This is a genomic window from Pseudomonas sp. UBA1879 (genome assembly GCF_002338065.1).
Lineage (GTDB): Bacteria > Pseudomonadota > Gammaproteobacteria > Pseudomonadales > Pseudomonadaceae > Aquipseudomonas.
The window spans coordinates 1-24,844 of the sequence record NZ_DDHJ01000011.1 but is presented as its reverse complement, the minus strand read 5'-3'; the positions used below and the strand labels follow the sequence as shown (position 1 = coordinate 24,844).

The window sequence follows — 24,844 nt, the reverse complement described above, 5'->3', positions numbered from 1 at the left end:
GTGTGGAATTTCTCCTCGTGAAGAATGTGTAACGCGTTGCGGGGTATATAAGGTGATGTGGGTGGGTATTCAACCGGGCGACTATTTCAAACTGTGTCGTTTTGCGCCGCCGTGGTGATTCTGGACCATCGGCGCGAAGGAGAGGGTAGAGCGTTGGGGCGCGACAGGCTTCATGTTCACCTCTAGCCGTAGGAGCGCGCCGGCCCGCGAAGGCTGCGTCTGTGACGCATTCGGCGCCTGACACAACCTCATCGCGGACACGCGCGCTGCTACAGGTGAGGGTTATTGCTTGTAGTTCTTGAGGAAATTACCGATCCGGCCAATCGCCGCTTCCAGGTCATCCACACGCGGCAAGGTGACCACGCGGAAGTGGTCCGGCCATGGCCAGTTGAACGCTGTGCCCTGGACGATCAGCAGTTTCTCGGACAGCAGCAGGTCCAGCGCGAACTTCTCGTCGTTGTGGATCGGACACACTTTCGGGTCAATGCGCGGAAACGCATACAGTGCGCCCATCGGCTTCACGCAGCTGACGCCGGGGATGTCATTGAGCAGTTCCCACGTCCGGTTGCGCTGTTCCAACAGACGGCCCGGGGGCAGGATCAGGTCGTTGATGCTCTGATAGCCACCGAGTGCAGTCTGGATCGCATGCTGGCTCGGCACGTTGGCGCACAGGCGCATATTGGCCAGGATGTCGATGCCCTCGATGTAGCTCTGGGCGTTGTGTTTCGGGCCCGAGATGGCGATCCAGCCGGAGCGGAAACCCGCCACGCGGTATGACTTCGACAAGCCGTTGAAGGTCAGGCACAGCAGGTCTGGTGCCAAGGATGCCGTGCAGATGTGGACGGCATCGTCGTACAAGATCTTGTCGTAGATTTCGTCGGAGAACACCACCAGGTTGTGCTGGCGTGCGATTTCCAGCATGCCCAGCAGCACTTCTTTCGAGTACACGGCACCTGTCGGGTTGTTCGGGTTGATGATCACCATGGCCTTGGTATTCGGCGTGATCTTGGCTTTGATATCGTCCAGATCCGGCCACCAGTTAGCCTGTTCGTCGCACAAATAGTGCACCGGACTGCCACCGGACAGCGCCACCGCCGCAGTCCACAGCGGGTAGTCGGGGGCTGGCACCAGCACTTCGTCACCGTTGTTCAGCAGCGCCTGCATCGACATCACGATCAGCTCGGACACGCCGTTGCCCAGGTAGATGTCTTCGATGCCAACACCTTCGACCTGCTTCTGCTGGTAGTACTGCATCACGGCCTTGCGCGCGCTGAACAGGCCTTTGGAGTCGCTGTAGCCTTGGGCGGTGGGCAGGTTGCGGATCACGTCCTGCAGGATCTCGTCCGGCGCCTCGAAACCAAACGGCGCCGGGTTGCCGATGTTCAGCTTGAGGATGCGATGGCCTTCCTCTTCCAGGCGTTTGGCGTGCTTGAGCACGGGCCCGCGAATGTCGTAGCAGACGTTGGCGAGCTTGTTCGATTTGCTGAACTGCATGGTGATTGATCCTGGAAAAAAGGATTCGCTGTAGGAAAGGAGCGCGAACCGCAGAACACGACGCCAGCAAAAATGAATTTGTATGCCTTGAAGGCCGGTGACAGACTGGCGTCCAACGAAGGCGCAATCATACGTGCCACCCGACCCGTGGAAAAGACACAGATCGGGCTTTTTGAATGGTGGAGGTGTACCCGTGGACAAGCTGGAAAAATCCCTCGAAGAATGGAAACAGATGCTCGACCCAGAGCAGTATCAAGTCTGCCGTCTGAAGGCCACCGAGCGTCCATTCACCGGCAAGTACAACAGCACCAAGACCGCCGGTGTTTATCACTGCATCTGCTGCAACGAAGCGCTGTTCGATTCCACCACCAAGTTCGATTCCGGCTGCGGCTGGCCGAGCTTTTATGCGCCGATTGAAGGCAGTGCGGTGGTGGAAGTGCGCGACGTGAGCCACGGCATGATCCGCACCGAGGTCGTCTGCGCCAAGTGCGACGCTCACTTGGGCCACGTCTTCCCCGACGGCCCGCCGCCGACCGGGCTGCGCTACTGCATCAACTCGGTGTGCCTGGACCTGGTGCCTCGCGAGGCCTGATGCTGGGATATCACGCAGAATAATTGGATGGCGCGCCAACCAATGGCGCGCTAATTTAGCGGTTTGTTGCTTTCGAGGCGTGGCCATGAGCGAACAGTTGCTGAACATCCCGGTGCAGACGATCAAGGGCGAGCAAAAGACCCTCTCCGATTACGCAGGCAAGGCGGTGCTGGTGGTGAACACGGCCAGCAAATGCGGCTTCACCCCGCAATACAAAGGCCTCGAAGAACTGTGGCAGACCTATAAGGATCGTGGGCTGGTCGTTTTGGGTTTTCCCTGCAACCAGTTCGGCAAACAAGAGCCGGGCAACGAAGGCGCGATTTCCGAGTTCTGCGAGCTGAATTACGGGGTCAGTTTTCCGTTGTTCAAGAAGATCGACGTCAATGGCAGCAATGCCCACCCGCTGTTTGTGCAGCTGAAGAAACAAGCGCCAGGCCTGCTGGGCTCCGAGCGCATCAAGTGGAACTTCACCAAATTCCTCGTCGGCCGCGACGGCAAACGGGTGAAGCGTTACGCCCCGTTGACCAAGCCGGAAGATTTGAAGTCGGACATCGAAGCGTTGCTCGGATAAAGCCGCCACGAGCCTTGAGCTTCAAGCGGCAAGCCAGCCAGGCGCTGATCAGCTTGTCGCTCAAAGCTTGACGCTCGAAGCGCCCGCCCACTGATCCAGCAGGTTAATCAACTCTTCCTTGTGAAAGGGCTTGGCCAGATAGTCGTTCATTCCCGCATTTCGGCAATGGTCCCGCTCGTCGGGCATGGCGTTGGCGGTCAGGGCGATGATGGGCAGGTCTGGCCACTTGCCGCTCTGACGAATCAGCCGCGTGGCTTCATAGCCGTCCATCACCGGCATGTTGCAGTCCATCAGCACCAAGTCGAATCGGCTGCGCTCCAATTGCTGCAGTGCCTCGCCGCCGTGGCTGCAGACCACCACCTCGCAGCCCAGTTTGCTCAGCATGCCCTTGGCCACCAGCTGGTTCACCGGATTGTCTTCAACCAGCAAAATGCGCGCCCGGTGGGGTATTGGCTGCAGGCTCGGCAGGCGATCACCGGTCAGCATGCCTTCAACGTCCAGGCTCTTGCGCAGCGCCTGGTGCAAGACCTGACGTGATAACGGACGCGCCTGTTGCTGCAGCGGTGCCATGGCGACGACCTGTTCGCCCGGCATGAAATTGCCATACGCCGTCACCAGCAGTATCGGAATCCCGGTGCCGGGGCGCATGCCCACCAGGCACTCGGGGCAGTCGGTGATCACCAGATCAGGCTGCACAGCCGGCTGCGATTCGTTGGCAGAAAAGTGCCGGTAGTCGATGCCCCATTCCGGCAGCAGGCGGCTGAGCAGTTCCGTCAGGCCGCTGCCTTGGGGACTGGCGACCACCACGCGGCCCTTCAGCGCAGGCCATACGGGCGCAGGGGTGTGAGCGGGAAGCGGCAGGTCGGCATAGAAACGGCTGCCGACCCCGGGATTGGATTCGATGTTCAACTGGCCATGCATCGCTTTGCACAAATTGTGCGTCAGGGTCAGCCCCAGCCCCGTTCCGCCGTACTGTCGAGTGATCGCCGCTTCGGCTTGTGTGAACGGCTCGAAAATTCTCGCCTGCGCGTCTTGCGGGATGCCGATACCGGTGTCGCACACCTCAATGCGCACATTGCCGTCGTGTTGACTCAGGCGCATGTCGACACGACCGGCTCGGGTGAATTTCAGCGCGTTGGACAGCAGGTTGCTGACGATCTGCCGCACTCGGGTTGGATCGCCTGACACCAGCGCTGGAAAGCCTGGATCGATCAGGCACGTCAGCTCGACATTGGGCGCAGCGTTCTGGGACAGCAGGTTGGCGGTGTCTTCGATCAGGGTGCCGAGGTCGAACGGGATGCACTCCAGCTCCAGTTGCCCGGCATCGAATTTCGACAGGTCGAGGATGTCATTGAGCAATTCCACCAGTACCTTGCCCGAGTCATGGGCAATCGACAGTTGCTGACGCTGTTCCGCACTCAGCGGGCCGTCCAGCGACAGGGCCAGCATGCCCAGCAGGCCGTTGAGCGGCGTGCGGATCTCGTGACTCATGTGCGCCAGAAACGCCGAACGGGCATGGGCCATGTCCAGTGCCGTACTGCGGGCGACTTGCAATTCTTCGTTGGACAGGCTGAGCCGCGCGTTGCTGGACTTAAGTTCCTGGGTCCGGGCCGACACCACATTTTCCAGCTCGTTGAGGTGTTCGGTGAGGCGATTTTCCGCGTCCCTGCGGCGGCTGAATTCGCTGGCGACGTTTTCGAACTGCTGATTGGCGACCTGCACCAGCACGCCGATTTCGTCGTTTTCATGGCCGGGTGGGTAGGGCAGGGGCGCTTGTGCAGGGCTGCGCGAATCGCGGCTGGACAGCGCCCGGATGACCCCTGTCAGGGGCTTTGTCAGCGTCAGGTAAAACAGCGCCATCAGAATCCCGGCGAACACCAGACTGCGAAAAAAGCCGCTGAGCAGGGTAATTTCCGCCCGCTGCAGAAAGTGACTGCCGAAGGCGAACGTATCGACTTCCAGCACTAACGTGCCGATGGCTTCGTTGGGCATGTGGTCCAGGTGCAGGACGTCGACGAACCGTCGACTCTTGCCGAACAGCCCATCGCTCAGCATGCGATACGGGCTTTCGGCCATGGGGCGTTTGACCGATGCCAGCAACAGATTGTTGTTATCGGTCAGTCGCGCACTGACTACAGCAGGTGAATGCAGCAGGCCGAGGGTCAATTCCTGCGCGAGTTCGGCGTCAATGTTATAGGCGATGCGGGAGGCCGGGTTGTGGCTGATTTGCAGCAGTGAGCGAATTTCACGATCGATAGAGGCGTCTTCGCTGGCATAATCGATCGCAATTTGCACCAAGCTGAACAGCGTTCCCAACAGAAAGCCGACCAGAACGGTCAAACGGACTTGTTTGTATGACAGACGGTGGGTCAGTCGGATATCCATAGGGGCGCTTGATCCATAGGGCACTTGCACTTCATGTGTCCATTGCGGGCCAAGCATAGCTGATCGCACAACGCCTTTAACCCGCTAAATGAAGGAGAAGTCGTGGATTCTCGATTGAACGCATTTCTGGAGCGCGCCGAGTCGGTGCTGGCGCGACTCGAACCGTTGCTGCCAGCGGTACGTGAACCGGTGGATTGGGGCCAATCGCTCGCCGCGCGCTGGGTGCGTGAAGGGCGCAGCGGTTACCTGATGCCCCTGGACGTGACGCTGGACATGCGCCTTTCCGATCTGATCGGGGTCGACCTGCAGCGCGAGCAGCTGGGCCGCAACACCCAGCAGTTCATCGATGGCTTGCCCGCCAACCACGCCTTGTTGTGGGGCTCGCGAGGAACAGGTAAATCATCGCTGGTGCGCGCGTTGCTGGCCGAGCATGCCAAAGCCGGTCTGCGTCTGATTGAAATCGAACGCGATCACCTGGGTGACCTGCCGCGGGTGGTCGAGCAATTGCAGAAGTTACCGCAGCGTTTCGTGCTGTTTTGCGACGACCTGTCGTTCGAGTCCGGCGAGGGGGATTACCGCGTGCTAAAGAGCGTACTCGACGGCTCACTGGAGCAGGCGCCAGACAACGTCTTGCTCTATGCCACCTCTAACCGTCGCCATTTGGTACCGGAAAAAGAAAGCGACAATGCCCACTGGCAGCGCGGCGACGATGGCGAAATCCATCCGAGCGAGGCTGTGGAAGACAAGATCGCCCTGTCCGATCGCTTCGGGCTGTGGCTGTCGTTCTACCCCTTTACTCAGGAGCATTTCCTGGACGTGGTGGAACACTGGATCGGCGAACTGGCGGCCAAGGCCGGATTGCAATGGCAGCGCGACCATGAACTCGACATTCTGGCCGTGCGCTGGGCGACCGGGCGCGGCAACCGCAATGGCCGTTGTGCCTATCAGTTCGCCCGTTATTGGGTCGGTTTGAAAATGCTGGAGCAACATCCATGATTGATTTGAATGCGGCGGGCGAAGGCCTTGAGGGCTATCGTCTGCTGTCCGCGCAATTGGAATCGCTGCTGACTGACGAGCGCGATTTCATTGCCAACGCCGCGCAGTTTTCGGCCTTCCTTTATACCCAGCTGGATGATTTGAACTGGGCCGGCTTTTACCTGAACCGTAACGAGGAGTTGGTGCTGGGGCCGTTTCAGGGGCAGATCGCCTGCGTGCGGATTCCGTTCGGCAAAGGCGTGTGCGGCACGGCAGCCCAAAGTCGCGAGACCCAACGCGTGCTGGACGTGCACCAATTCCCCGGCCACATCGCCTGTGACAGTGCCTCCAATAGCGAACTGGTCGTGCCGTTGGTCAAGGAAGGGCGTTTGATCGGGGTGTTGGACCTGGACAGTCCAAGCCTGGCGCGTTTCAGCGAAGCGGATCAGGCGGGGATCGAAGCATTGGCGGCGATTTTTCTGCGATTGACTGACTGCTGAGATGAGCGGCGGCGCTTTGGCTAGGCGTTGACATGCATTCGATTGTGGAAGCGAGAAGCAGGGCCTGACGCGTATCCACCTGTAGGAGCGAATTCATTCGCTCCTACATAAATGTGGCGGCACCCCTAAAACGGCATCTGACGCAGCTCAACGGTGAGCGCGCGTTTATGCGCTGAGCCGTCAGCCATCAGTCGTAGATGGCCTTCTTCTTCCATTCGGCATCGGCGTCGTCCGCCTTCAGCCCTTCGGTCAATTCGTTATGATCGTCTTCCGTCGGGGCGATGGTGTCGAGCACCATGGCATTGGCACGCGCCAACTGGCGCTCCATCGCTTGCAGATGGGTCTTCCACGGAGCCGGTTCTGGCTGATTCTTCAGGTATTGAACGCCGCGCTCAAAGGCCAGACGCGCTTGCCCAGGCTGTTCCTGGTTCAATGCGGCCTGGCCCAGGTTATTGAAGAACTCAATATGCAGCAGGACCAGCATGCTGCGAATCTCGCGCACCCAATGCTTGGCTTCCGCCGTTTGCAAGAAGCCGTCGTGGGCCGCGCGGGTGACCTGGCCGTGCATCGCTTCGAGCAGGAAACGCACGTCCTTGGCCTTGGCTTCGGTCTGAATCGGGCTGGTCGGGTTGCTGATCTTGATGTTGTCGCCTTGGGCGACCTGTGCTTCCAATTCTTTTTCGTGCTCCTGAATCGCCGGATTGTGGCGTCGCTCCAAGGCGATGAGGCGCTTGACCACGTTCAATTCCAGCCGCACGAGCAGCAGTTTGAGGGCAGGGGTCATGAGTTGGCCGGGAAAGGTTTCGGACAACTCGCTGCAGCGGCGCAGGCGATCGTTGAGCTCGACGAGGGTGCGGGCGCGCTCGACCTTTTTCTGCTCGGCGACGTGGTTCAGGTAGCCGATCGCGATCAAGAGTACGATGCCTGCTACAACCATCAGGGTGATAATCAGTGGTGTCACCGTACAAACCTCGATCTAGTTGATTGTGCGCGAGTGTAGTGGCTATGCACTGGCACGGGAAGGGCGCTGGTCGCGCCACTTTATATAGAAGCGCTTTCTTCTCGGTAGATATCGGCCATGGTGGGCTGAAATAGAGGGCGAAGTCATTGATTTGAATAAATTTTCATTGGGGGGTTGACGACCCTTCTAACCATCCATAGAATGCGCGCCACTTGCAGCGTAAAGCACACAGCGGCGCGTAGCAGGGAGTGAATGTTGTAGCGTGTCCCCTTCGTCTAGTGGCCTAGGACACCGCCCTTTCACGGCGGTAACAGGGGTTCGAGTCCCCTAGGGGACGCCAATGCGGGAATAGCTCAGTTGGTAGAGCACGACCTTGCCAAGGTCGGGGTCGCGAGTTCGAGTCTCGTTTCCCGCTCCAATTTTAAGCAGCCTTGCCTAAGGGCAGGGTTGAGTGAAACCAGAACACATCTTCGGCTGTGAGTCTGGAACTGAAACACAACACCATGGTGTTTCAGGCAGTGTCCCCTTCGTCTAGTGGCCTAGGACACCGCCCTTTCACGGCGGTAACAGGGGTTCGAGTCCCCTAGGGGACGCCATTTGCGGGAATAGCTCAGTTGGTAGAGCACGACCTTGCCAAGGTCGGGGTCGCGAGTTCGAGTCTCGTTTCCCGCTCCAAATTCAAAAACGCCGCTCACCAGAGCGGCGTTTTTTTATGCGCGCGTTTTGGTGGTCAGGTCATCGCCTTCACCCGCCTCTATACGCCACGAACAGGTGAGGCCGTCAGGTAGGTGCAGACCTGACCGCCCTCACGTTCGCCACTAGCCCTTCAGCAACTCCAACAGCGCATCTGCGTCCAGCTTCGCGCTGATTTCCCCGCCGTCCAGCAAGCTGTCCGCCAGATCGCGCTTTTGCCCATGAAGGCCGACGATCTGTTCTTCGATGCTGTTTTCGGTCACCAGTCGGTAGATCGTCACCGGGCGTTGCTGGCCCATGCGATGGGCACGGTCACTGGCCTGATCTTCCACCGCCGGGTTCCACCAAGGATCGAGGTGGATCACGTAATCCGCCGCTGTCAGGTTCAAACCGCTGCCACCGGCCTTGAGGCTGATCAAAAAGATGTCACCGACACCGGCCTGAAAAGCGTTGACGCGGTTCTGCCGTTCTTTGGTGGGCGTGGAGCCGTCGAGGTATTGATACGCGATGCCCTGCTGATCGAGCCAGCTGCGAACGATGCTGAGGTGATCGACAAACTGGCTGAAGACCAGGGCCTTGTGGCGATTCTCCAGCAGTTCGTCGACGATTTCCTTGAAGGCCTCCAGTTTGCTGCTTTGCAGTGAGGAGCCGGGCAGGACCAGTGACGGATGGCAACAGAAGCGGCGCAAGCGGGTGATTTCCGCCAGCACCTGCATGGATCTCCCGGCCTGCGGGTCGAGGCGCGACAGGTTGTCCACGGCTTGTCGCCGCAACGCTTCGTATTGATGCGCTTCTTCGTCCGACAGCGGCACCTTGTAGGTAATTTCGGTTCGGGCCGGAAGCTCTTCGAGCACCTGGCTTTTCAGGCGACGAAGAATGAAGGGTTGGATCAACGCTTTCAGTGCCCGACGTGCCGCAGCGTCACCTTGCTCGATGGGGGTGGCGAAGCGGGCGGCGAAGCTTTCCTGACTGCCAAGCAAGCCAGGGTTGATAAAGCGAAACAGGTTCCACAGCTCGCCCAGATGGTTTTCCAACGGGGTGCCCGTGGCGACCATGCGGAAGTCGGCTTGCAAGGCCATGACTGACTGCGAGCGTTTGGTCTGAGCGTTCTTGATCGCCTGCGCTTCGTCCAGCACGACACTGTTCCAGTGCTGCGCGGTGAAGGCTTCGGTGTCCAGCTGCAATAGCCCATAGCTGACGACGACCAGATCCCCCGGCCCGAGGTCGGCGAGGCTGCGTTGCTGTTGATAGACTCGCACGCGAAGGCTCGGGGCGAAGCGCAGGCATTCCGTCTGCCAATTCAGCGTCACCGACGTCGGCGCCACGACCAACTGAGGCCCGAGGCTGGCGCGCTGCAAGAGCAGGGCGAGGGTCTGCACGGTCTTGCCCAATCCCATGTCATCCGCCAGACAGGCACCGACGCCCCAATGGGCCAGGCGCGAGAGCCAGACAAAGCCGTCGTGTTGGTAGTCGCGCAGCTCGGCTTGCAGGGTGCCGGGCACCTGTGGCTGGTAGTCACGCAAGGATTGCAGCCGCTCAAGGTGAGACTGCCAACTGGCGTCGGCCTCGAATTGCCCCACTTCCTGAGCCAGATTGGCCAGCAGCGGCGAGGTCAAGGGGCTCAGGCGCAGTCCCTGATCGGTGATTTTGTCAGCCAGGTGCGCCAGTTCATCGAGGCGCTTGCGCAGGTTGTCGTCGAGGGCCAGCCAGTCGCGCTCGTTGAGCTTGAGGAAGCGCCCCGGACTGGCCTTGAGCAGCTCCAGCAACTCGCGCAGTTGAAGCACCTTGCCATCGTCGAGGGTGATGTTGCCCTGAACGACGAACCAGTCGCCCTGTTGGCGCAAGCCGAGCGTGAGCTGCCGCAACCCGGTTCGTGCCTTGATCCGCATCCGTTCGCCTTCCGGCCAGATGCAGTGCAGTTGCTCGCCGTCCAGCGCGTGCAGTTCGCTCAGCAATTGCAAAGCATGCTGCGGTTGATCCAGCTGCCACTCCTGGCCATCGGTATCGGCGTTGGCGAGTCCGGGGCAGGCCTGCAGCACTTGCTCCAGCGTATGCCGCTCGCCGGCCAGATCCCTCGACACCTGCAGGGGCTTGCCATCGCGTTCGCCAAGCAGGTTTTCTGCCCCATGGCCAGGACGGAACCAACTGCCGTCGGCGAGCGGACGCACCAGCAGTTGCAGGCGCAAGCCTTCGGCCAAGGGCAGCAAATGCGCGTACAAGCGAGTGTCGGCGGGTTCCCGGTCGAGGTCGCCCGTGAGTTCCGGAATGTCTGAATGGATCGGTAACAACGGCGCGATGGCGCTGATGGCCTCGATCAACTGTTCCTTGGCCGACGTGGGCACGACCAGGCCGTCACCGACGATTTCGGCGATTTTGCGCAGTTCGCGATTGATTGAATAAATCAGCAGGCGTGTCGTGGTTTCCTTCTGCACCAAGGTTTCGCCGGCCTGAAGGAGACCCTGCGGCTCCAGGTGCACGCGAATCTGCTCGTCGTTGGCTTGAAGATGCAGGGAGGCCTGCCCCGCCTGCAGGTCGATGCGCACGTCGGGGGCGTCTTGCCAATACACGGCCGGGTGGCCGATCAGGCGGGGTAGGGCCTTGGATGCGGGGAGTTCGTAATCAGGTCGGCTGTAGTGATGGCTGACCTGAATGGCGCTGATAGCCTGACGGTCCTGCTCGCACAGGAAATCCATGGCCGGGCCATCTTCCACCAGGCGTTTGAGCGAAACGGCCCGCCCGCTGCTCCACAGCCCCTTGGCGCTGCGCTTCTGCTCCCGAGGCTCGATTTTTTCCCAGTAGTCATCGAGGAACAGACTCCAGGCCAGTCGCGTGGTTTTCTCAGCGGGAGCGGGTGTGCTCGGTGCTTTGCCTGGCCGAAGCTGGGCCAGCGCACTGAGGGCATGCTCCCAGGCTTCCTGGCGACGCAGGAGAGTGACCAACGGACGCAAACCAGCGGTCTGATGCAGCGCGGCGAGTTGCCGGGGCTTGCCGAATTGCATGGCGATCAAGGCGTCGAATTCCGCCGCCAGCCACAGGTATTCATCCCGTAAAAGCTCATCGCGGTAGCTTTCCAGCCGCACGCGCCACGTTTCGCTTCGCGTGACCGAGGCGTCTAGCCAGTACAAGGCGATGGCGGCCAGCAGGCCATCCAGCCCATTGAGTGTGAGGGTGTTGAAGGAGGCCAGGGGCAATGACTTTTCCCCCGCCAACTGCCCCAGCAGGGAGGGCAATACCTTATAGGCGTCCCCCAAACGTTCTTTTTCACCATGGGCGATCGCTTGCTTGAGCGCGGTGCGCTGTTTCGGGTCGTTCTCGGTAAACAGGGCCAAACAGTAAAAGACGTTGAGAACCGGGGGCAGATCGACCTTGCGTTTCTTGGTGAGCCTGCGCATTTCCGCAAGCCAGCTGCGCAGCAGGATCAGGGTGTCGCTCACCTGGCCGCGGAGCATCAGGTGGATCGTCTGATGCAGCAGAGCGAGCTCTTCCATTTCCACGTATTCGAGGGTGTCCCAGTCACCGCGCCACAAGGCCTGCAATGACAATTCCACCGCCAACGCCCGATCAGGCCGGACCTCCATCTCACGCAGCGCCATCGAGTACGCCCGTCCGGCGGGGCCAAGGTGGCCGTTGAGCAGATTGAGATGATCCTCCAGCAGCAGCCGTTGCATGCTTTCGCCGAGCTCGGCGAAAACCTGCAGGCCTTCCGGGTCGCGCTGCAACGAAAACATCGGGTGTTCCACGGGCGACTTGGGTAGCAGGAATAAAGGGGTCGCCAGCTGCAGTGATTCCGCCAGGTCAGCCGGGTTGCCGCTCAGTAGAAAAAACCACATGTCCTGCAGGATTCGAGACCTGGATGGGGTCTGCCATGCGCTGAGCGTCGGCAGGCTGTCGAAAATTTCCTGCAGCCAGGTGGTGCAGTCGGGTGAATTCAAGAGGCTTAGCAATACGCGATTTCGGCGCTCCGCGGTGACGGCGAAATAGCGCCCTTCAGGACGCTCTTCCACCTCGACCCAACCTTCACGCATCAGCGACTCAAGGAGCGCTGACAGGCTTTCGGCGTCCAGCAAGCGGCCGTCGTCATCGCGTGTGCCCGCCCCGCGCAGCAGCTTGAGCAGTGAGCTTGCGCCTTTGCCGGGAAACGCCGTCACCAATCCGAACAGGACCGCCATGCAGTGATCGGGAATGTGTTCCGGGGTGATAGCGGACGTGGGCATGCAAGACCTCATGAAGCGATGGGTCATCAGGGGAAACAATCTGCCCCGAGACAAAGGCGGCATTTTTCCTCAGTCCCCCTGTCTTGTCGATCAGCAATCCAGAGAGCGCCGTGCGCAATGGTTTTGTGGGAGGCCGATTCGTAATGATGAATAGGTATATTTACTTATAACTTTAATGAATTTATTGAATGTTATAGCGGGTGTTAGGGTTCTATACCGCCCATGAGCATCGCGCTCGGCATGGGCGAACAGTCGGCGACCGCACAGGCGGACCGGTACTCATATTGATGAACCGGTTCCAATGGAGCCTCTGTGGAGATTGCTCGTGTCGATCAAAACCCTGCTGCGGCGTAACGCCTTTCCCGCCCTTGTTTTTTCCGCTTTCCTGGCGTCCGCCCACGCCGCTGACTTGACCGTCGGCGACCAGAGTTACGGCGCCCGTACGGTCATGGAAGCGGCGGGGGTGCTGACCGACCTGCCTTATACGCTGGAGTGGAAGCAATTCACCGCCGGTTCGCCGGTGGCCGAGGCACTGAACGTCGGCGCGCTGGACGTCGGCCTGCTCGGCGATGCGCCGGTGCTGTTCCTAGGCGCGTTGGGAGCGCCGATCAAGGTCATCGGTATTTCTCGGCAGAATCTCGACGGCGTGGCCATCGTCGTCGGCAAGGATTCCACGATCAAGTCGGTGGCCGACCTCAAGGGCAAGCGCCTGGCAATCTGGAAAGGCTCATGGAGCCAGCAATTGATGCTCACCGCGCTGGACAAAGCCGGCGTGCCGCGAGACGCCGTGGAGTACCGCTATTTGAGCGCGCTGGATGCCTCCCACGCGCTGGATGGCGGTTCAGTGGACGCCATCGCCACGTGGGACCCCTACGTCATTCAACAGGAGCGGCAGGGCGCGCACGTGCTGGCGACGGCCACTGCATTGATTCCCGCGCAGAGCTTCATTGTCGCCAACGACAAAGCGATCAAAGACAAACGCGCGCAGATCACCGACTTCATCCAGCGTTTGCAAAAAGCCCGCGCCTGGTCGGTCGCCAGCAAGCAAAACACCGATACCTACGCCACCGCCTGGGCGGGGTTGAGCAAGGCTGATCCTGACGTGGCGCGGGGCTGGTTCGAGCGTTCGGCCACCACGGTCGAGCCCATCTCCCCGAAGTCCATCGTTCAGGCCCAGCAAACCATCGACTTTTTCAACAAAGAAGGGCTGACGAAATCCTATCCGGCTGCCACTGTGTTCGACGATTCGTTCAGCGCCGTACTCGGGACGTCCGGGACGGCCGCTGCACAAGCGCAGCGTTAGTGCCGCGTCATGCGTTGGATGAGGGGTCAGACTTTGGGGGTGTTCGGGGCATGAGTTTCACGTCGATGCATTGGGGCGCCTATCGTCCGCGCGTGGAGAATGGACGACTCGACGCCATGGAGCCGGTGCCGTGGGATGCCGACCCGTCGCCCATTGGCGCCTCGATTCCACGCGCCATCGATTCGCCTACGCGGATTCGTCGTCCGGCGGTGCGTCGCAGTTTTCTCGAACGGTTCGGCGATCACCCGGCGCTGCGCAGCCCCCATCTACGTGGGCAGGAGGCGTTCGTCGAAGTGCCGTGGGAAACGGCGCTAGAGCTGGTCGCCAGCGAGCTGTCGCGGGTCAAGGGCGAGCACGGCAACAAGGCCATTTTCGGCGGCAGCTACGGCTGGGGCAGCGCTGGGCGGTTCCACCACGCACAAAGTCAACTGCACCGTTTCCTCAACGGCTTTGGCGGCTACGTGTACAGCGTCGACAGCTACAGCCTCGGCGCCGGCCGGGTGCTGATGCCTCACATCGTCGGCAACATGGATTGGCTGCTGGCGGCGCACACCTCCTGGCAGAACCTGGCGCAACAGTGCGAGCTGTTTGTCGCGTTCGGCGGGCTGCCGGTGAAAAACGCCCAGTGCAGCCCTGGTGGCGCGAGCGATCACCTGGTCGAAGGCGGCATTCGGCGAATGGCCGAGGCCGGGGTGAAGTTCGTCAATGTCAGCCCGTTGCGGGACGATTTGCAGGGCCCTGAACACAACGAATGGCTGGCCGTGCGGCCCGGCAGCGATACGGCGTTGATGATGGCGCTATGTTGGGTGCTGGTGGAGGAGGGGCTGCACGACGAAGGATTTTTACAACGCTATACGGTGGGCCACGCGCGCTTCATCGACTACCTGCAAGGGCGCGTGGACGGCATCGCCAAGACGCCGGAGTGGGCCGCCGCGCTGACAGACATTACGGCCGCACGCATCACCACCCTGGCGCGGGAAATGGCGAGCAAGCGCACGATGATCAACGTTGCCTATTCGCTGCAGCGCTCGGTGCATGGCGAGCAGCCGTTCTGGATGACGGTGACCCTCGCCGCGATGCTCGGCCAGATCGGCCTGCCGGGCGGCGGGTTCGGGTTGGGCTATGGCTGCATGAACAACACGGGCAGCGGACGCAAGGCGTTTTCCGGTCCGCGTTTCTCGCAAGGTATGAATGCGGTGAAGGATTTCATCCCGGTGGCGCGGGTCACCGACATGCTGCTCAACCCCGGCATGCCCTTCGACTACAACGGCCAGCGCCTGCATTACCCGGACATTCGCCTCGTGTACTGGGCCGGGGGCAATATCTTTCATCATCACCAGGACCTGAATCGTTTGCTGGAAGCCTGGGCGCGTCCGGAGACCATCATCGTCCACGAGCAATACTGGACGGCTCAGGCCAAGTACGCCGATATCGTGTTGCCCGCGACGACTGCGCTGGAGCGTGACGACATTGGCAGCGCGGCGTCGGACCGCTACATGATCGCCATGAAGCAGGCCATCGAACCGGTGGGTGAATCGCGGGACGATTATTCGATTCTCGCCGACCTCTCCCGGCGTCTGGGGTTCGAGGAGGTCTTCACCGAAGGACGCGATGCGGGACAATGGCTGCGCTTCATGTATGAGGAGTCTCGTCAGCGGGCCGACAGCTTCGGCATTACGCTGCCCGACTACGATCAGTTCTGGCGCGACGGGCTGTTCGAAATCGACTACCCGCCGAACGATACCGTGCTGCTTCAGGGGTTTCGCGATGACCCGGAGAACCACCGGCTGCCGACGCCCTCAGGCAAGATCGAAATCTTCAGCGAGCGCATCGCCGGCTTCGGCTATACCGATTGCCCTGGCCACCCCGTGTGGCTCGACAAACCGGCCACGCCGTTCGCCCTGCACCTGCTGTCGAACCAGCCGAAAACCCGCTTGCACAGTCAGTACGACCATGGGGCGTACAGTCAGGCCTCGAAGGTGCAAGGGCGAGAACCGCTGACCCTCAATCGTCAAGACGCCGACGCGCGGGGCATTTCTGAAGGTGATGTGGTCAAGGTCTGGAACCAGCGTGGGGCGTTTCTGGCGGGAGTGATCGTCTCCGATGACATTCGGCCTGGCGTGGCGCAAATCGCCACCGGCGCCTGGTTCGACCCGCTGAACAAAGCGCAGCCGGGCTGCCTGGAAAAGCACGGCAATCCCAACGTCGTGACCGAAGACGTTGGCGCGTCAAGCCTGTCACAAGGCTGCGCAGCCCAAACGGCATCGGTGGAGGTCGAGAAATGGAGCGGGCCGGTGCCGGAGATCACGGCGTTTGAGCCGCCGGTCATGGTGGGCTGGAGGGCTGAGGGCTTCTAGGGGTGTCAGGGTTTCAGCGTTTATAGCGGGTGCCACCGAGCCCCCTGCGCTGCGCAACTCGCAGGGGCTTGCTCACGAAGACGCCAGTGCAGTCGCCGCCATTTCAGCGTCTGAGAGACAGCCTTCGTGAGCAAACTCATTTTCACAGGCGACGCACGGGGCAAGCCGTGCGATCAGACCTGAGGCTTTCTTCTCGCAAACACCGCTTTGCCAACCCCCTGCAACACCACATCGTTCTGCGGCATGTGCACCCGGCCACACACGACGTTGCGGTAGTGCCGTTGCAGCGGGTTGTTGCGTGACAGGCCGGGGTTGCCGGTGGCTTCGATTGCCAGTTCCACGGCGCGGATGGCGTTGGCGGTGACTAGGTATTTGATCTGCGCCGCGTGGTGGGCGGGTGTCAGGCCGTGAGTAGCGGCGTCGAGCAGGGTGCGGTTGGCGAACAGCAACGTGTCGATGTGGCCAACGGCTTCCTGAAAACGCGGCAAGGTCGACAACGAGGCGCCAAGGTTCGAGGGCGTACGGGTCTCCAGGAATTCCACCAGCCAGTCCCGCGCTGATTGGGCGATGCCGTCGTAAACCGATGACAGCAACACCGACATCCACAGCAGCCCGGCGGCGTCCAGTTCCGGTTGCACCAGGCGGGCGGGGCTGACGTTGACGGCCTGGTCCAGGGGCACCAGCACGTCGTCGAACACCACTTCATGGCTGCAGGTCGCGCGCATGCCCAGGTGGTCCCAATCCTCGACGATGGTCACGCCGGGGCTGTCCTTGCGCACCAGCCAGACGCCCACCAGCGGATCCTCGTCGTCACTGCGCGCCCAGACGTTGAACCAGGTCAGGCCGTGGCTGCCCGTCGAGTAGATCTTTTGTCCGCTGAGCCGCCAGCCTTCTGCCGTGCGCCGAGCGGTGGTGGCGGGCAACCCGCCCCGCGAGGGCGAGCCGAGGTCGGGCTCGACACGCAAGGCATTGAGCAGCGCGCCGTTGTTCACCGCATCAAGCCCGACTCGCCGACGCAGGTGCTCCGGCCAGTTCGGGGTCGTTTGCAGCCGCGCATGTTGCAGGTATTGCATCACCAGAATCAGCGCCGTGGACGGCTCACCCCGGGCGACGGCACTGATCACCTGCTGCGCCCGCTTCAGGTCCGCGCCACCGCCACCCAGCGATTGCGCAACGGTGAGACCGAGCAAATGGTGCTCATGCAGCAAGCGGAAATTGTCGTGTGGAAACTCGCCACTCTCGTCATAACGCGCGGCGGTGTGCGCCAGACGTTGAGTGATGTCGCGCAAGCGTGCACGAAACCCCTCGTCCGACTCGACGTCCGCCGCGATTGCCTGTCGATTCAGACCTGCGCTCATGCCGAGGCCTGCGCTTTTGGCAATGGGGCGGGCTGTGCGGCGTCTTCACGTGCGGCGGTGTAGCGGTTGACCGGGAATTGCAGCCCGAGATGTTCCCGCAGCGTCGATCCCGCGTAGTCCCTGCGTTGCAGCCCGCGTTGTTGCAGCACCGGAATCACCAGCTCGGTGAAGTACTGCAAACCATCGGGCAGCAGCGAATTGATGATGAACCCGTCGCTGGCGCCGTTCTCGAACCAGTGCTGAATCTGGTCGGCGACCTGCTCCGGTGTGCCAACGAATTCGCGACGAGGCCGGGAAAAATCCAGCGCCACCTGACGCAACGTCAGGTTGTGCTCCCGCGCCTGCTGCTTGATGCGGTCAGAGCCACCTTTCTGGCTGTTGGACCCCAGGTCGCCGAGGTCAGGGAACGGCGCGTCCAGCGGGTATTGAGTGAAGTCGTGATCGTTGAACGGGCGACCCAGCGCGACGATAGCGTCCTCGATGCTCACCAATTCAACGGCCTGTTGATAGCGGCGTTCCACCTCGTCTGCATCCCGGCCCACGATCGGCCGAATGCCGGGGAGGATCGACAGCGCGTCAGGGTTGCGGCCAAAGCCCTTGGCGCGCCGTTTGAGGTCGGCATAGTAGGCTTTTGACTCTTCAAACGACTCCGCGTGGACAAAAATGGCGTCGGAATATTCAGCAGCGAACTGACGGCCGTCTTCCGAGGTGCCAGCCTGAAACAGCACCGGCTGACCCTGACGCGACCGCGCGATGTTCAGAGGGCCTTTGACCTGAAAGAACTCGCCGTTGTGATTCAGCGAATGCAGCTTGTCGCGGTCGAAGAATTCACCGGTCTGTTTGTTGCGCGTAAAGGCGTCGTCCTCCCAGGAATCCCACAGGCCCTTGACCGTCGAGACGTGTTCCTTGGCGATGCGATAGCGCACGGCATGGGGTGGGTGCTCGCTTTTGCTGAAGTTTTCCGCAGTGCCGCTGAGCCACGACGTGACGATGTTCCAGCCAGCGCGACCACCGCTGATGTGGTCCAGCGACGAGAATTGGCGAGCGACCTGGAACGGCTCGGTATAACTGACGGTGACCGTCGCCACCAGGCCGATCTTCGAGGTGGTCGCGGCCAGTGCGGAAAGGATCGTCAGCGGCTCGAAACGGTTGAGGTAATGCGGGCTGGATTTCTCGTGAATGTGCAGGCTATCGGCGATGAACACGAAGTCGAATTTCGCGTCTTCGGCCAGGCGCGCCTGGCCCTTGTACCACTGGAAATTGGTGCTGGCGTCGGCCTGGGCATCGGGGTGACGCCATTCACCCCAGCCATGACCCACGCCATGAACCATGGCGCCGAATTTGAGTTGTCGAGGTGTGCTCATGGGAATGCTCTCCTGAATGTCGGTCGCTTAGCGCGCCGCCTGGGCATCGGTTTTCTCGGCGGCCTGTTCAGCGGCGAGGCGAATGGCGTTGAAACTGGAGTCGAAACCGTGGGACACGTCGACGTGTTTGTTGAGAATGCCCTCGCGTTGGTAGATGTCTGCGGTGTTCTGCAGGCCCTTGATCACGCTGTCGTCAATGCTGACTCGCTCCATTTTGGTGTCTTGGTTGACCGCCAGATGGACCTCGACCGGCAGGCCGGTGACTTTGGTCTGAGCGGCGGCGTATTCCTTGGGATGGGCGTTGACCCAGCGGTAGGCGCGATCGAGACGCACGACGAAATCGTCCAGCTGCGCGCGTTTTTCGCTGATCGCCTTGCTGGTAGCCGCGAGGTAGGAATGATTGGTCAGCAGGTCCGGGCCATTGGGCAAAATGCGCGCGCCGTTCTGCGTGGCGACGGTGGTGTAGGGCGCCCACGTGGCCCAGGCGTCAGCGTCGCCGTTGTCGAGGATCAGCCGCGACTCGCTTGGCAGCAGATAAACGAAGTTGACGTCGCCGGTTTTCAAGCCTGCTTCGTTGAGGGCGCGAATCGCCAGGTAATGGCCAATCGATCCGCGGCCGGTGACAATACGTTTGCCCTTGAGGTCGGCCACGGATTTAACCGGCGAGTCGTTGCGCACGATCAGTGCAGTGGTGTAGCGGCCGTCGACGTGGGTAATGCTGATCACCTTCAACGGGCCGCCAGCCCCCAGCGCGAATACGTAGGGCGCATCGCCCAGAGCACCGACATCCACCGCACCGGCGTTCAGAGCCTCACCCAAGGGGGAGGCAGACGGGAATTCGGAGAATTTGATTTCGTAGGGCACGTTTTTCAGCTCGCCGGAAACTTCCAGCAAGACCTTCAGTGCGGATTTCTGATTGGCGACCAGCAGCGGTTGCAACGCGTCGGCCGCTTGGCTGTATTGACCGACAGACAACGTCAACAGCGCACCCAACAGGAGCTTTTTGAGGTGCAGCGATTTGAAAATAGGGGCGGACATGAAGCGTGTCTCCAGGCTCGGAAAGGGTTCGTTGCCTCCGCCTGGCAGGGGGTCGGCCTCAGGGTTATGACCTTATGCCTATAAGAAACGCTTGAGAAGAATCGTTTGGTTATATGCTAATTATGTAATTGGGTAATTTTCGAAGTCTTTAATATGCAATATTTTAATTAAGTGTGGTTTCAACATGCACGCCAGATCGCAGGAGCGCGCGGGCAGGCGCGCTCCTACGGAACGGCAGTACCGTTTAAATCACCTTGAACCCATGGGTGCCATCCCGGCCTAGTTGCTCCACCAGGCCAAACTCCCAATCCAGATACGCCTGCATCGCTTCGCGCGGCGCATCGGTGCCTTCATAGGGACGGCGATAGCGATCGATACGCGGGGAGGCGAGGCGGGTTTCACCGCTTTCCAGTTCGAATCCGGCGTTGACCCAGCTGGCAGTGCCGTCCTTGAGCAGAAACACCGGCTTGCCGGTGAGCGCTTCGACCTCCGGCACGGCCAGTCGCGCCAGCTTGCTGCTGCCGCAGGTGAGGACGTACTGCTCAGCGGCAGGGATTTTACGCAGCGCGTTTGACAGGTCGGCACGCAAGGTCCACCAGGCGCCCGGGATATGTTGCTTCACGTAATTGGCGCTGGCGGTAAAATCCAGCACCGCGACGCTGCCGTGCGCCTGCCAGTGGCGGAGGGTGTCAGGGGTGATTTCTTCGGCCTGCCAGGGCGTCGGGATCGGCGCATTCCAGGCGCCTTTCTCGCTGAAATCCTGCGGGCGCAGATCGTCGAGCACGTAGACCTCCCAGCCCAGCTGCGCCAGCCATGACGCCGACATGTTGGCCCTGACGCCGTCGTCATCGACCAGCACAATGCGCGCCCCGCGCACGCTGGCGTAGTGATCGGTTTCCTGCACCAACTGGCCACCCGGGGTTGAACGCGCGCCCGGCAAGTGGCCGCTCTCGAATTCCTCGGGGGTGCGCACGTCGAACAGGTATGTCGTCCGCGCGGCCTCGGCTTGCCACGTCTGCAGGTTCGAACGCTCGCCGCGTTTTACCCCGGCTTTGTCGGCCACCTTGCGAGCGTCTTCGCGAGCGACCGCCAAGGTCTGCTCGCTGACCTCGGCAAAGCGTCGCGACTGGCCGTGATCCAGCGTCTGGCCCGCCAGCAGCCAGCCGATGGTGCCATTGCGCAGGGCGGAAACCGGGTTCGGCAGACCTGCGTTCACCAGCGACTGCGTGCCGATGATGCTACGGGTGCGTCCGGCGCAGTTGACGATGATGCGGGTATTGGGGTCCGGTGCCAGTTCGCGAGCGCGCAGCACCAGCTCGGCGCCCGGCACGCTGACGCCGGTGGGAATGCTCATGGTCTGGTATTCGTCATAGCGGCGGGCATCCAGCACCACCACGTCGGCTTTGCTGTCGAGCAGCGCTTTGACTTCCTCGGCGGCCAGCGACGGGGTGTGACGGTGATGTTCGACCAGTTCGCCAAAAGCCTTGCTCGGGACGTTGACATCGATGAACAGTTCGCCGCCCGCTTCGCGCCAGCCTTGCAGACCGCCTTCGAGCAGCGCGACGTGGGTGTAGCCCAGGTCCCACAAGCGCGAGAGGGCCGGCTGCACCAAGCCTTCGCCGTTGTCATAGAGGGTAATTGCGGTGTCACGGCGTGGGATGCGTGACAACACTTCCAACTCCAGTTTCGACAGCGGGATATTGGCCGCAAACAGCGGGTGAGCTTCGGCGAAAGGCGCTTCTTCGCGCACGTCCACCAGCGCGACTTCTTCTTTATTCAGCAAGGCGTTGCGGATGTCAGCGAATGATCGGGTGCTAGGGGTCATTGGGCGTGGTTCTCTTTGGACAGGTCCCAGATGTTCGGGAGATAGGCATTTGAATAGCCGGAAATGAACAGTTTCTCGCTGCCGTCCGGTTGATAGACAGCGCGTTTAACAGCACCAATATTGGCGCCATACACATGAATGCTGATCGACACTTGGTCATCGAACGCGTTGCTGACCTGATGAATGTCGTTGTTGCGCGGGGACAGTGCTTCGACATGACCGGGCTCGAGACGAATCGCCGGGCCTTCCTGCTCCAGCCGTCCCGCCGCGCTGCGGGCGAAGCCCTGCGAGTATTCAGCGCCCCGCAACATACCGATCAGCCCCCAGACGCGATGGTCATGAATGGGCGTACTCTGACCCGGCCCCCAGACGAAACTGACGATGGAAAAACGCTGACGGGAATCGGCGTGCAGCAGAAATTGCTGGTAGCGCGTAGGATCGGGGATGGCGAATTCATCCGGCAGCCAGTCGTCGTAGCGCACCAGTTGACCCAGCAGTTTGCCACCCCGGTGCAGCAGGTCACCTTCGCGTGGGTTGCTGTCGATCAATTCAGCGAGCGCGCCAATGAATTCCCGCAGGCGCTCGGGGTGTCGGGGTTGAGTCATAGAGGCTCCACGGCAGGTTTGAGTAGACAATATAAGCATAATGCCCGCGCTTAATATGCTATTTATTGATGATTAGGTTATAACGAAAAAGCATTTGATAACCGCACGGCACATTCGCGGGGTATCCATCCGGCACATTTGGAATTATGCTTTTTGCCTATCTTCCCTCCGTTTTTCATGTGCGAACCGAATGAAAATTGATGACATCGACGCCTTTGTGGCGGTGATTCGCTGCCAGTCGATCAGCCATGCCGCTGAAACCCTGGACCTGACACAGCCTGCGATCACCCGTCGCGTGCAGAACTTCGAGCAGGCCTTGGGCGTCGAGCTGTTCGACCGTAATACCAAGCCCCTCAAGCCGACGGCCATGGGCGTGCAGGTGTATCAGAAATGTCTGGCGATTCTGCGGGAAATGGATTCGTTGCGTGAACTCGTTGCCAGCGACACCCCGCCCAGCGGCCTGTTGCGTTTGGGTGTGCCGCAAACCATCGGCGACGTGGTGCTGCTCGATGCGCTCAAGCATCTGCGCGGGCAGTTCCCTGAATTGCGTGCCCAGGTCGTCACGGGGTGGGGCAGTCATCTGATCGGCAAGATCGAAAACGGCGAGCTCGATGCCGCCGCCGCATTGTTCCCGGCGGGCAAGATTTTCCCCGAAGGCATCATTGGCGAATCCATCGGCAAGATGGAGTTGGTGGTGGTCTGCGCCAAGGAGCATCAGCCGAAAAAGGCAATCAAACTCGCGGATTGCTACGACCAGGGCTTCGTTCTCAACCCGGACGGTTGCGGTTTTCGTGCGGGGTTGCAACGCACGTTGGCCGATCAAGGCCTGGGGCTCAAGGTCAATCTGGAGACCTTCGGCACTGAGCTTCAATTGGGTCTGGTGGCGGACGGCATGGGATTAGGACTGGTGCCGCGGCCTTTATTCGAACGCAGCGTGCACCATGATCAGTTAGCGGTAGTGCCGCTCAAGGACTTCAAACCGGTGATGGACCTGTGGCTGATCTACCCACGATTCCTCGGGAATTTACAAGGCCCGGTGGCTTCCTTTGGGCGTCTGGTGGCCGATGCGTTACGGCAGGCGCGCGAGGCGGCGTGAAGCAGGCGCGGCGCTAAATAAAAAATATTGATAATTAGCTTAGAGGAAAATGTGCTTTTTAAACATTTTCCATCGCGCATAGGCTGCCCTGATTCGTCTAGTCGAGACCGTCAGGGAGTCATGCATGAGCAGTGTCAGTTCTTTGCCCGTTCCAGCCAGTACCCGCAGTGTCCGCGATCGGGTGACCCCGGAAGAGTGGGAGGTGCGGGTCAAGCTTGCGGCGGCCTATCGCATCGCCGCACTCAAGCGCTGGACCGACCACATCTACACCCACTTCTCGGCGCGGGTCCCGGGGCCTGACGAGCATTTTTTGATCAACGCCTTTGGTTTGCTGTTCGACGAAATCACCGCGTCGAATCTGGTCAAGGTCGACATCGACGGCACCATCGTCGATGACCCTACCGGTTTGGGCATCAACAACGCAGGCTATGTGATCCACAGCGCTATCCATGCTGCTCGCCCCGATCTGCAAGCGGTCTTGCACACCCACACCCGGGATGGGGTAGCGGTGTCGGCGCAGAAGAACGGGCTGCTGTTGATTTCCCAGCATTCGTTGGGGTTTTCGGGGCGCGTGGCCTATCACGGCTATGAAGGGATCGCTCAGGATCTGGGCGAACGTGAACGGCTGGTGGCGGATCTGGGCGACAAGAGCGTGATGATCCTGAGGAATCACGGCTTGTTGACGGCGGGTATCAGTGTCGAACACGCATTCAAGCAACTGCATAACCTGGAATACGCCTGCAACATCCAGATCGCCGCGCAGGCGTCGGGCAATGCCGAGCTGATTTTCCCGCCCCAGGAAGTGGTGAAGAAGGTCGAGGAACAGGCCAAGGTTTTTCAGGACGGCAACGGGCCTGGCGTGGCGCGTCACTGGAATGCGCTGATTCGCGAGCTGGATCGGCAGGGGACGGCTTACAAGGAGTAGAAAGGGCCTGACAGCAGATACCGGTGGACTGCTTACCTATGGGAGTGAGCCAACTGTCTTTAACTCCCCCTTCGATCAACGGCCAGTTGGTCTTTCCATGGTTCGCCAGTGCGGACCATGGCATTTAACCTGACCAGCAACACGCGCATGCACGCGACCAAAGCAACCTTTGCGCATTTCCCATTCGCCCGCAGGCGGGCGTAACGGGCTTTGAAATCTTCGTTGTAGCGGATCATCACCAACACGGTCATGTACACCGCTCGACGTAGTCTGGATCTTCCGCCGTAGATCCGTCGGATGCCTTGTTTGGCCCCACTGTCATTGTTGTAGGGCGCCACGCCAGCCAACGCGGCCACTTGGCCACTACTCAGATCACCCAGCTCAGGCAGATAGCAGAACAGGCTGCTGATCGTCACCGGGCCGAGCCCTTTGATCGAGCGAAGACGCTCCATCAGTTTGGCATCGACTTGTGCGCTCTGCGCGGCGATGCGCTTCTCTACGGCAGTGATCATTTCCTTGAGCTTGGCATTGAGTTCTTTGTAGGCATCCAGCACTTCCGTCTCCTGGGCCTGCTGAATACGGCGTCGG

Annotated in this window: 18 protein-coding genes and 4 tRNA genes; 12 read left to right on the top strand and 10 right to left on the bottom strand. The window is 60.7% G+C overall.

The window, feature by feature from the left end; translation table 11 throughout:
- Positions 1-282 precede the first annotated feature (282 nt).
- Complete coding sequence (locus tag B3N48_RS10640) at positions 283-1,494, bottom strand: pyridoxal phosphate-dependent aminotransferase (protein ID WP_296183132.1); 1,212 nt, start codon at positions 1,492-1,494, stop codon at positions 283-285.
- A gap of 193 nt (positions 1,495-1,687) precedes the next feature.
- On the opposite strand from B3N48_RS10640, the gene msrB reads away from it, so the two are divergent.
- Both msrB and B3N48_RS10630 read left to right on the top strand, forming a co-directional pair.
- Positions 1,688-2,086 (top strand): peptide-methionine (R)-S-oxide reductase MsrB, encoded by a 399-nt coding sequence (gene msrB / locus B3N48_RS10635; RefSeq protein ID WP_296183129.1) that lies wholly within the window; start codon positions 1,688-1,690, stop codon positions 2,084-2,086.
- A gap of 85 nt (positions 2,087-2,171) precedes the next feature.
- The gene (locus B3N48_RS10630) at positions 2,172-2,657 is read left to right on the top strand and encodes a glutathione peroxidase (RefSeq protein ID WP_296183128.1); all 486 of its coding nucleotides are present in this window, start codon (positions 2,172-2,174) and stop codon (positions 2,655-2,657) included.
- Between the two features lie 60 nt (positions 2,658-2,717).
- Here B3N48_RS10630 and B3N48_RS10625 read toward each other — a convergent pair whose 3' ends face one another.
- The gene (locus B3N48_RS10625) at positions 2,718-5,042 is read right to left on the bottom strand and encodes a hybrid sensor histidine kinase/response regulator (protein ID WP_296183125.1); all 2,325 of its coding nucleotides are present in this window, start codon (positions 5,040-5,042) and stop codon (positions 2,718-2,720) included.
- A 102-nt stretch (positions 5,043-5,144) separates the two neighbouring features.
- On the opposite strand from B3N48_RS10625, the gene B3N48_RS10620 reads away from it, so the two are divergent.
- Both B3N48_RS10620 and B3N48_RS10615 read left to right on the top strand, forming a co-directional pair.
- A complete protein-coding gene (locus B3N48_RS10620; protein WP_296183122.1) occupies positions 5,145-6,038 on the top strand; it encodes an ATP-binding protein in 894 nt (297 codons plus the stop codon).
- Complete coding sequence (locus B3N48_RS10615) at positions 6,035-6,517, top strand: GAF domain-containing protein (RefSeq protein WP_296183120.1); 483 nt, start codon at positions 6,035-6,037, stop codon at positions 6,515-6,517. Before B3N48_RS10620 ends, B3N48_RS10615 begins: the two co-directional genes overlap by 4 nt.
- A 187-nt stretch (positions 6,518-6,704) precedes the next feature.
- Here B3N48_RS10615 and B3N48_RS10610 read toward each other — a convergent pair whose 3' ends face one another.
- Complete coding sequence (locus B3N48_RS10610) at positions 6,705-7,478, bottom strand: hypothetical protein (RefSeq protein ID WP_296183119.1); 774 nt, start codon at positions 7,476-7,478, stop codon at positions 6,705-6,707.
- 264 nt (positions 7,479-7,742) lie between these two features.
- On the opposite strand from B3N48_RS10610, the gene B3N48_RS10605 reads away from it, so the two are divergent.
- From B3N48_RS10605 to B3N48_RS10590, 4 genes are all read left to right on the top strand, one after another.
- Positions 7,743-7,818, top strand: a tRNA-Glu gene (locus B3N48_RS10605).
- Between the two features lie 2 nt (positions 7,819-7,820).
- Positions 7,821-7,896: transfer RNA gene (locus B3N48_RS10600), tRNA-Gly, on the top strand.
- Between the two features lie 102 nt (positions 7,897-7,998).
- Positions 7,999-8,074: transfer RNA gene (locus B3N48_RS10595), tRNA-Glu, on the top strand.
- 3 nt (positions 8,075-8,077) lie between these two features.
- Positions 8,078-8,153, top strand: a tRNA-Gly gene (locus tag B3N48_RS10590).
- A 143-nt stretch (positions 8,154-8,296) separates the two neighbouring features.
- Here B3N48_RS10590 and B3N48_RS10585 read toward each other — a convergent pair.
- The gene (locus tag B3N48_RS10585) at positions 8,297-12,385 is read right to left on the bottom strand and encodes a DEAD/DEAH box helicase (RefSeq protein ID WP_296183117.1); all 4,089 of its coding nucleotides are present in this window, start codon (positions 12,383-12,385) and stop codon (positions 8,297-8,299) included.
- A 331-nt stretch (positions 12,386-12,716) separates the two neighbouring features.
- On the opposite strand from B3N48_RS10585, the gene B3N48_RS10580 reads away from it, so the two are divergent.
- Both B3N48_RS10580 and B3N48_RS10575 read left to right on the top strand, forming a co-directional pair.
- Positions 12,717-13,688, top strand: coding sequence for an ABC transporter substrate-binding protein (locus tag B3N48_RS10580; RefSeq protein WP_296183562.1), 972 nt, complete (start codon positions 12,717-12,719; stop codon positions 13,686-13,688).
- Between the two features lie 50 nt (positions 13,689-13,738).
- Positions 13,739-16,045, top strand: a complete 2,307-nt coding sequence (locus B3N48_RS10575) for a molybdopterin guanine dinucleotide-containing S/N-oxide reductase (RefSeq protein ID WP_296183115.1) — start codon at positions 13,739-13,741, stop codon at positions 16,043-16,045.
- Positions 16,046-16,218: 173 nt separating this feature from the next.
- Here the strand turns inward: B3N48_RS10575 and B3N48_RS10570 are convergent, their stop codons facing one another.
- The 5 genes from B3N48_RS10570 to B3N48_RS10550 all read right to left on the bottom strand — a co-directional run bounded on the left by B3N48_RS10570 (position 16,219) and on the right by B3N48_RS10550 (position 22,235).
- A complete protein-coding gene (locus tag B3N48_RS10570) occupies positions 16,219-17,403 on the bottom strand; it encodes an acyl-CoA dehydrogenase family protein (RefSeq protein WP_296183111.1) in 1,185 nt (394 codons plus the stop codon).
- Positions 17,400-18,767: an LLM class flavin-dependent oxidoreductase gene (locus B3N48_RS10565; protein WP_296183108.1), complete on the bottom strand. Its 1,368-nt coding sequence runs from the start codon at positions 18,765-18,767 to the stop codon at positions 17,400-17,402. The genes B3N48_RS10570 and B3N48_RS10565 overlap by 4 nt, the downstream gene beginning before the upstream one ends.
- A gap of 27 nt (positions 18,768-18,794) precedes the next feature.
- Positions 18,795-19,805: an ABC transporter substrate-binding protein gene (locus B3N48_RS10560; RefSeq protein WP_296183106.1), complete on the bottom strand. Its 1,011-nt coding sequence runs from the start codon at positions 19,803-19,805 to the stop codon at positions 18,795-18,797.
- A gap of 244 nt (positions 19,806-20,049) precedes the next feature.
- Positions 20,050-21,630 carry a rhodanese-related sulfurtransferase gene (locus tag B3N48_RS10555; protein WP_296183104.1) on the bottom strand — a complete coding sequence of 527 codons (1,581 nt, stop codon included), beginning with the start codon at positions 21,628-21,630 and terminating at the stop codon, positions 20,050-20,052.
- Positions 21,627-22,235 carry a cysteine dioxygenase gene (locus tag B3N48_RS10550; protein WP_296183102.1) on the bottom strand — a complete coding sequence of 203 codons (609 nt, stop codon included), beginning with the start codon at positions 22,233-22,235 and terminating at the stop codon, positions 21,627-21,629. Before B3N48_RS10550 ends, B3N48_RS10555 begins: the two co-directional genes overlap by 4 nt.
- 190 nt (positions 22,236-22,425) lie before the next feature.
- Here B3N48_RS10550 and B3N48_RS10545 point away from each other — a divergent pair, with 190 nt between their 5' ends.
- Together B3N48_RS10545 and B3N48_RS10540 are read left to right on the top strand one after the other, a co-directional pair.
- Positions 22,426-23,331: a LysR family transcriptional regulator gene (locus B3N48_RS10545; RefSeq protein ID WP_296183097.1), complete on the top strand. Its 906-nt coding sequence runs from the start codon at positions 22,426-22,428 to the stop codon at positions 23,329-23,331.
- A gap of 124 nt (positions 23,332-23,455) precedes the next feature.
- Positions 23,456-24,256 carry a class II aldolase/adducin family protein gene (locus tag B3N48_RS10540; protein ID WP_296183094.1) on the top strand — a complete coding sequence of 267 codons (801 nt, stop codon included), beginning with the start codon at positions 23,456-23,458 and terminating at the stop codon, positions 24,254-24,256.
- A 59-nt stretch (positions 24,257-24,315) separates the two neighbouring features.
- On the opposite strand, the gene B3N48_RS10535 is transcribed toward B3N48_RS10540, so the two are convergent.
- Positions 24,316-24,844: transposase (locus B3N48_RS10535; RefSeq protein WP_296183092.1), on the bottom strand; the 529-nt coding region annotated here is incomplete at its 5' end.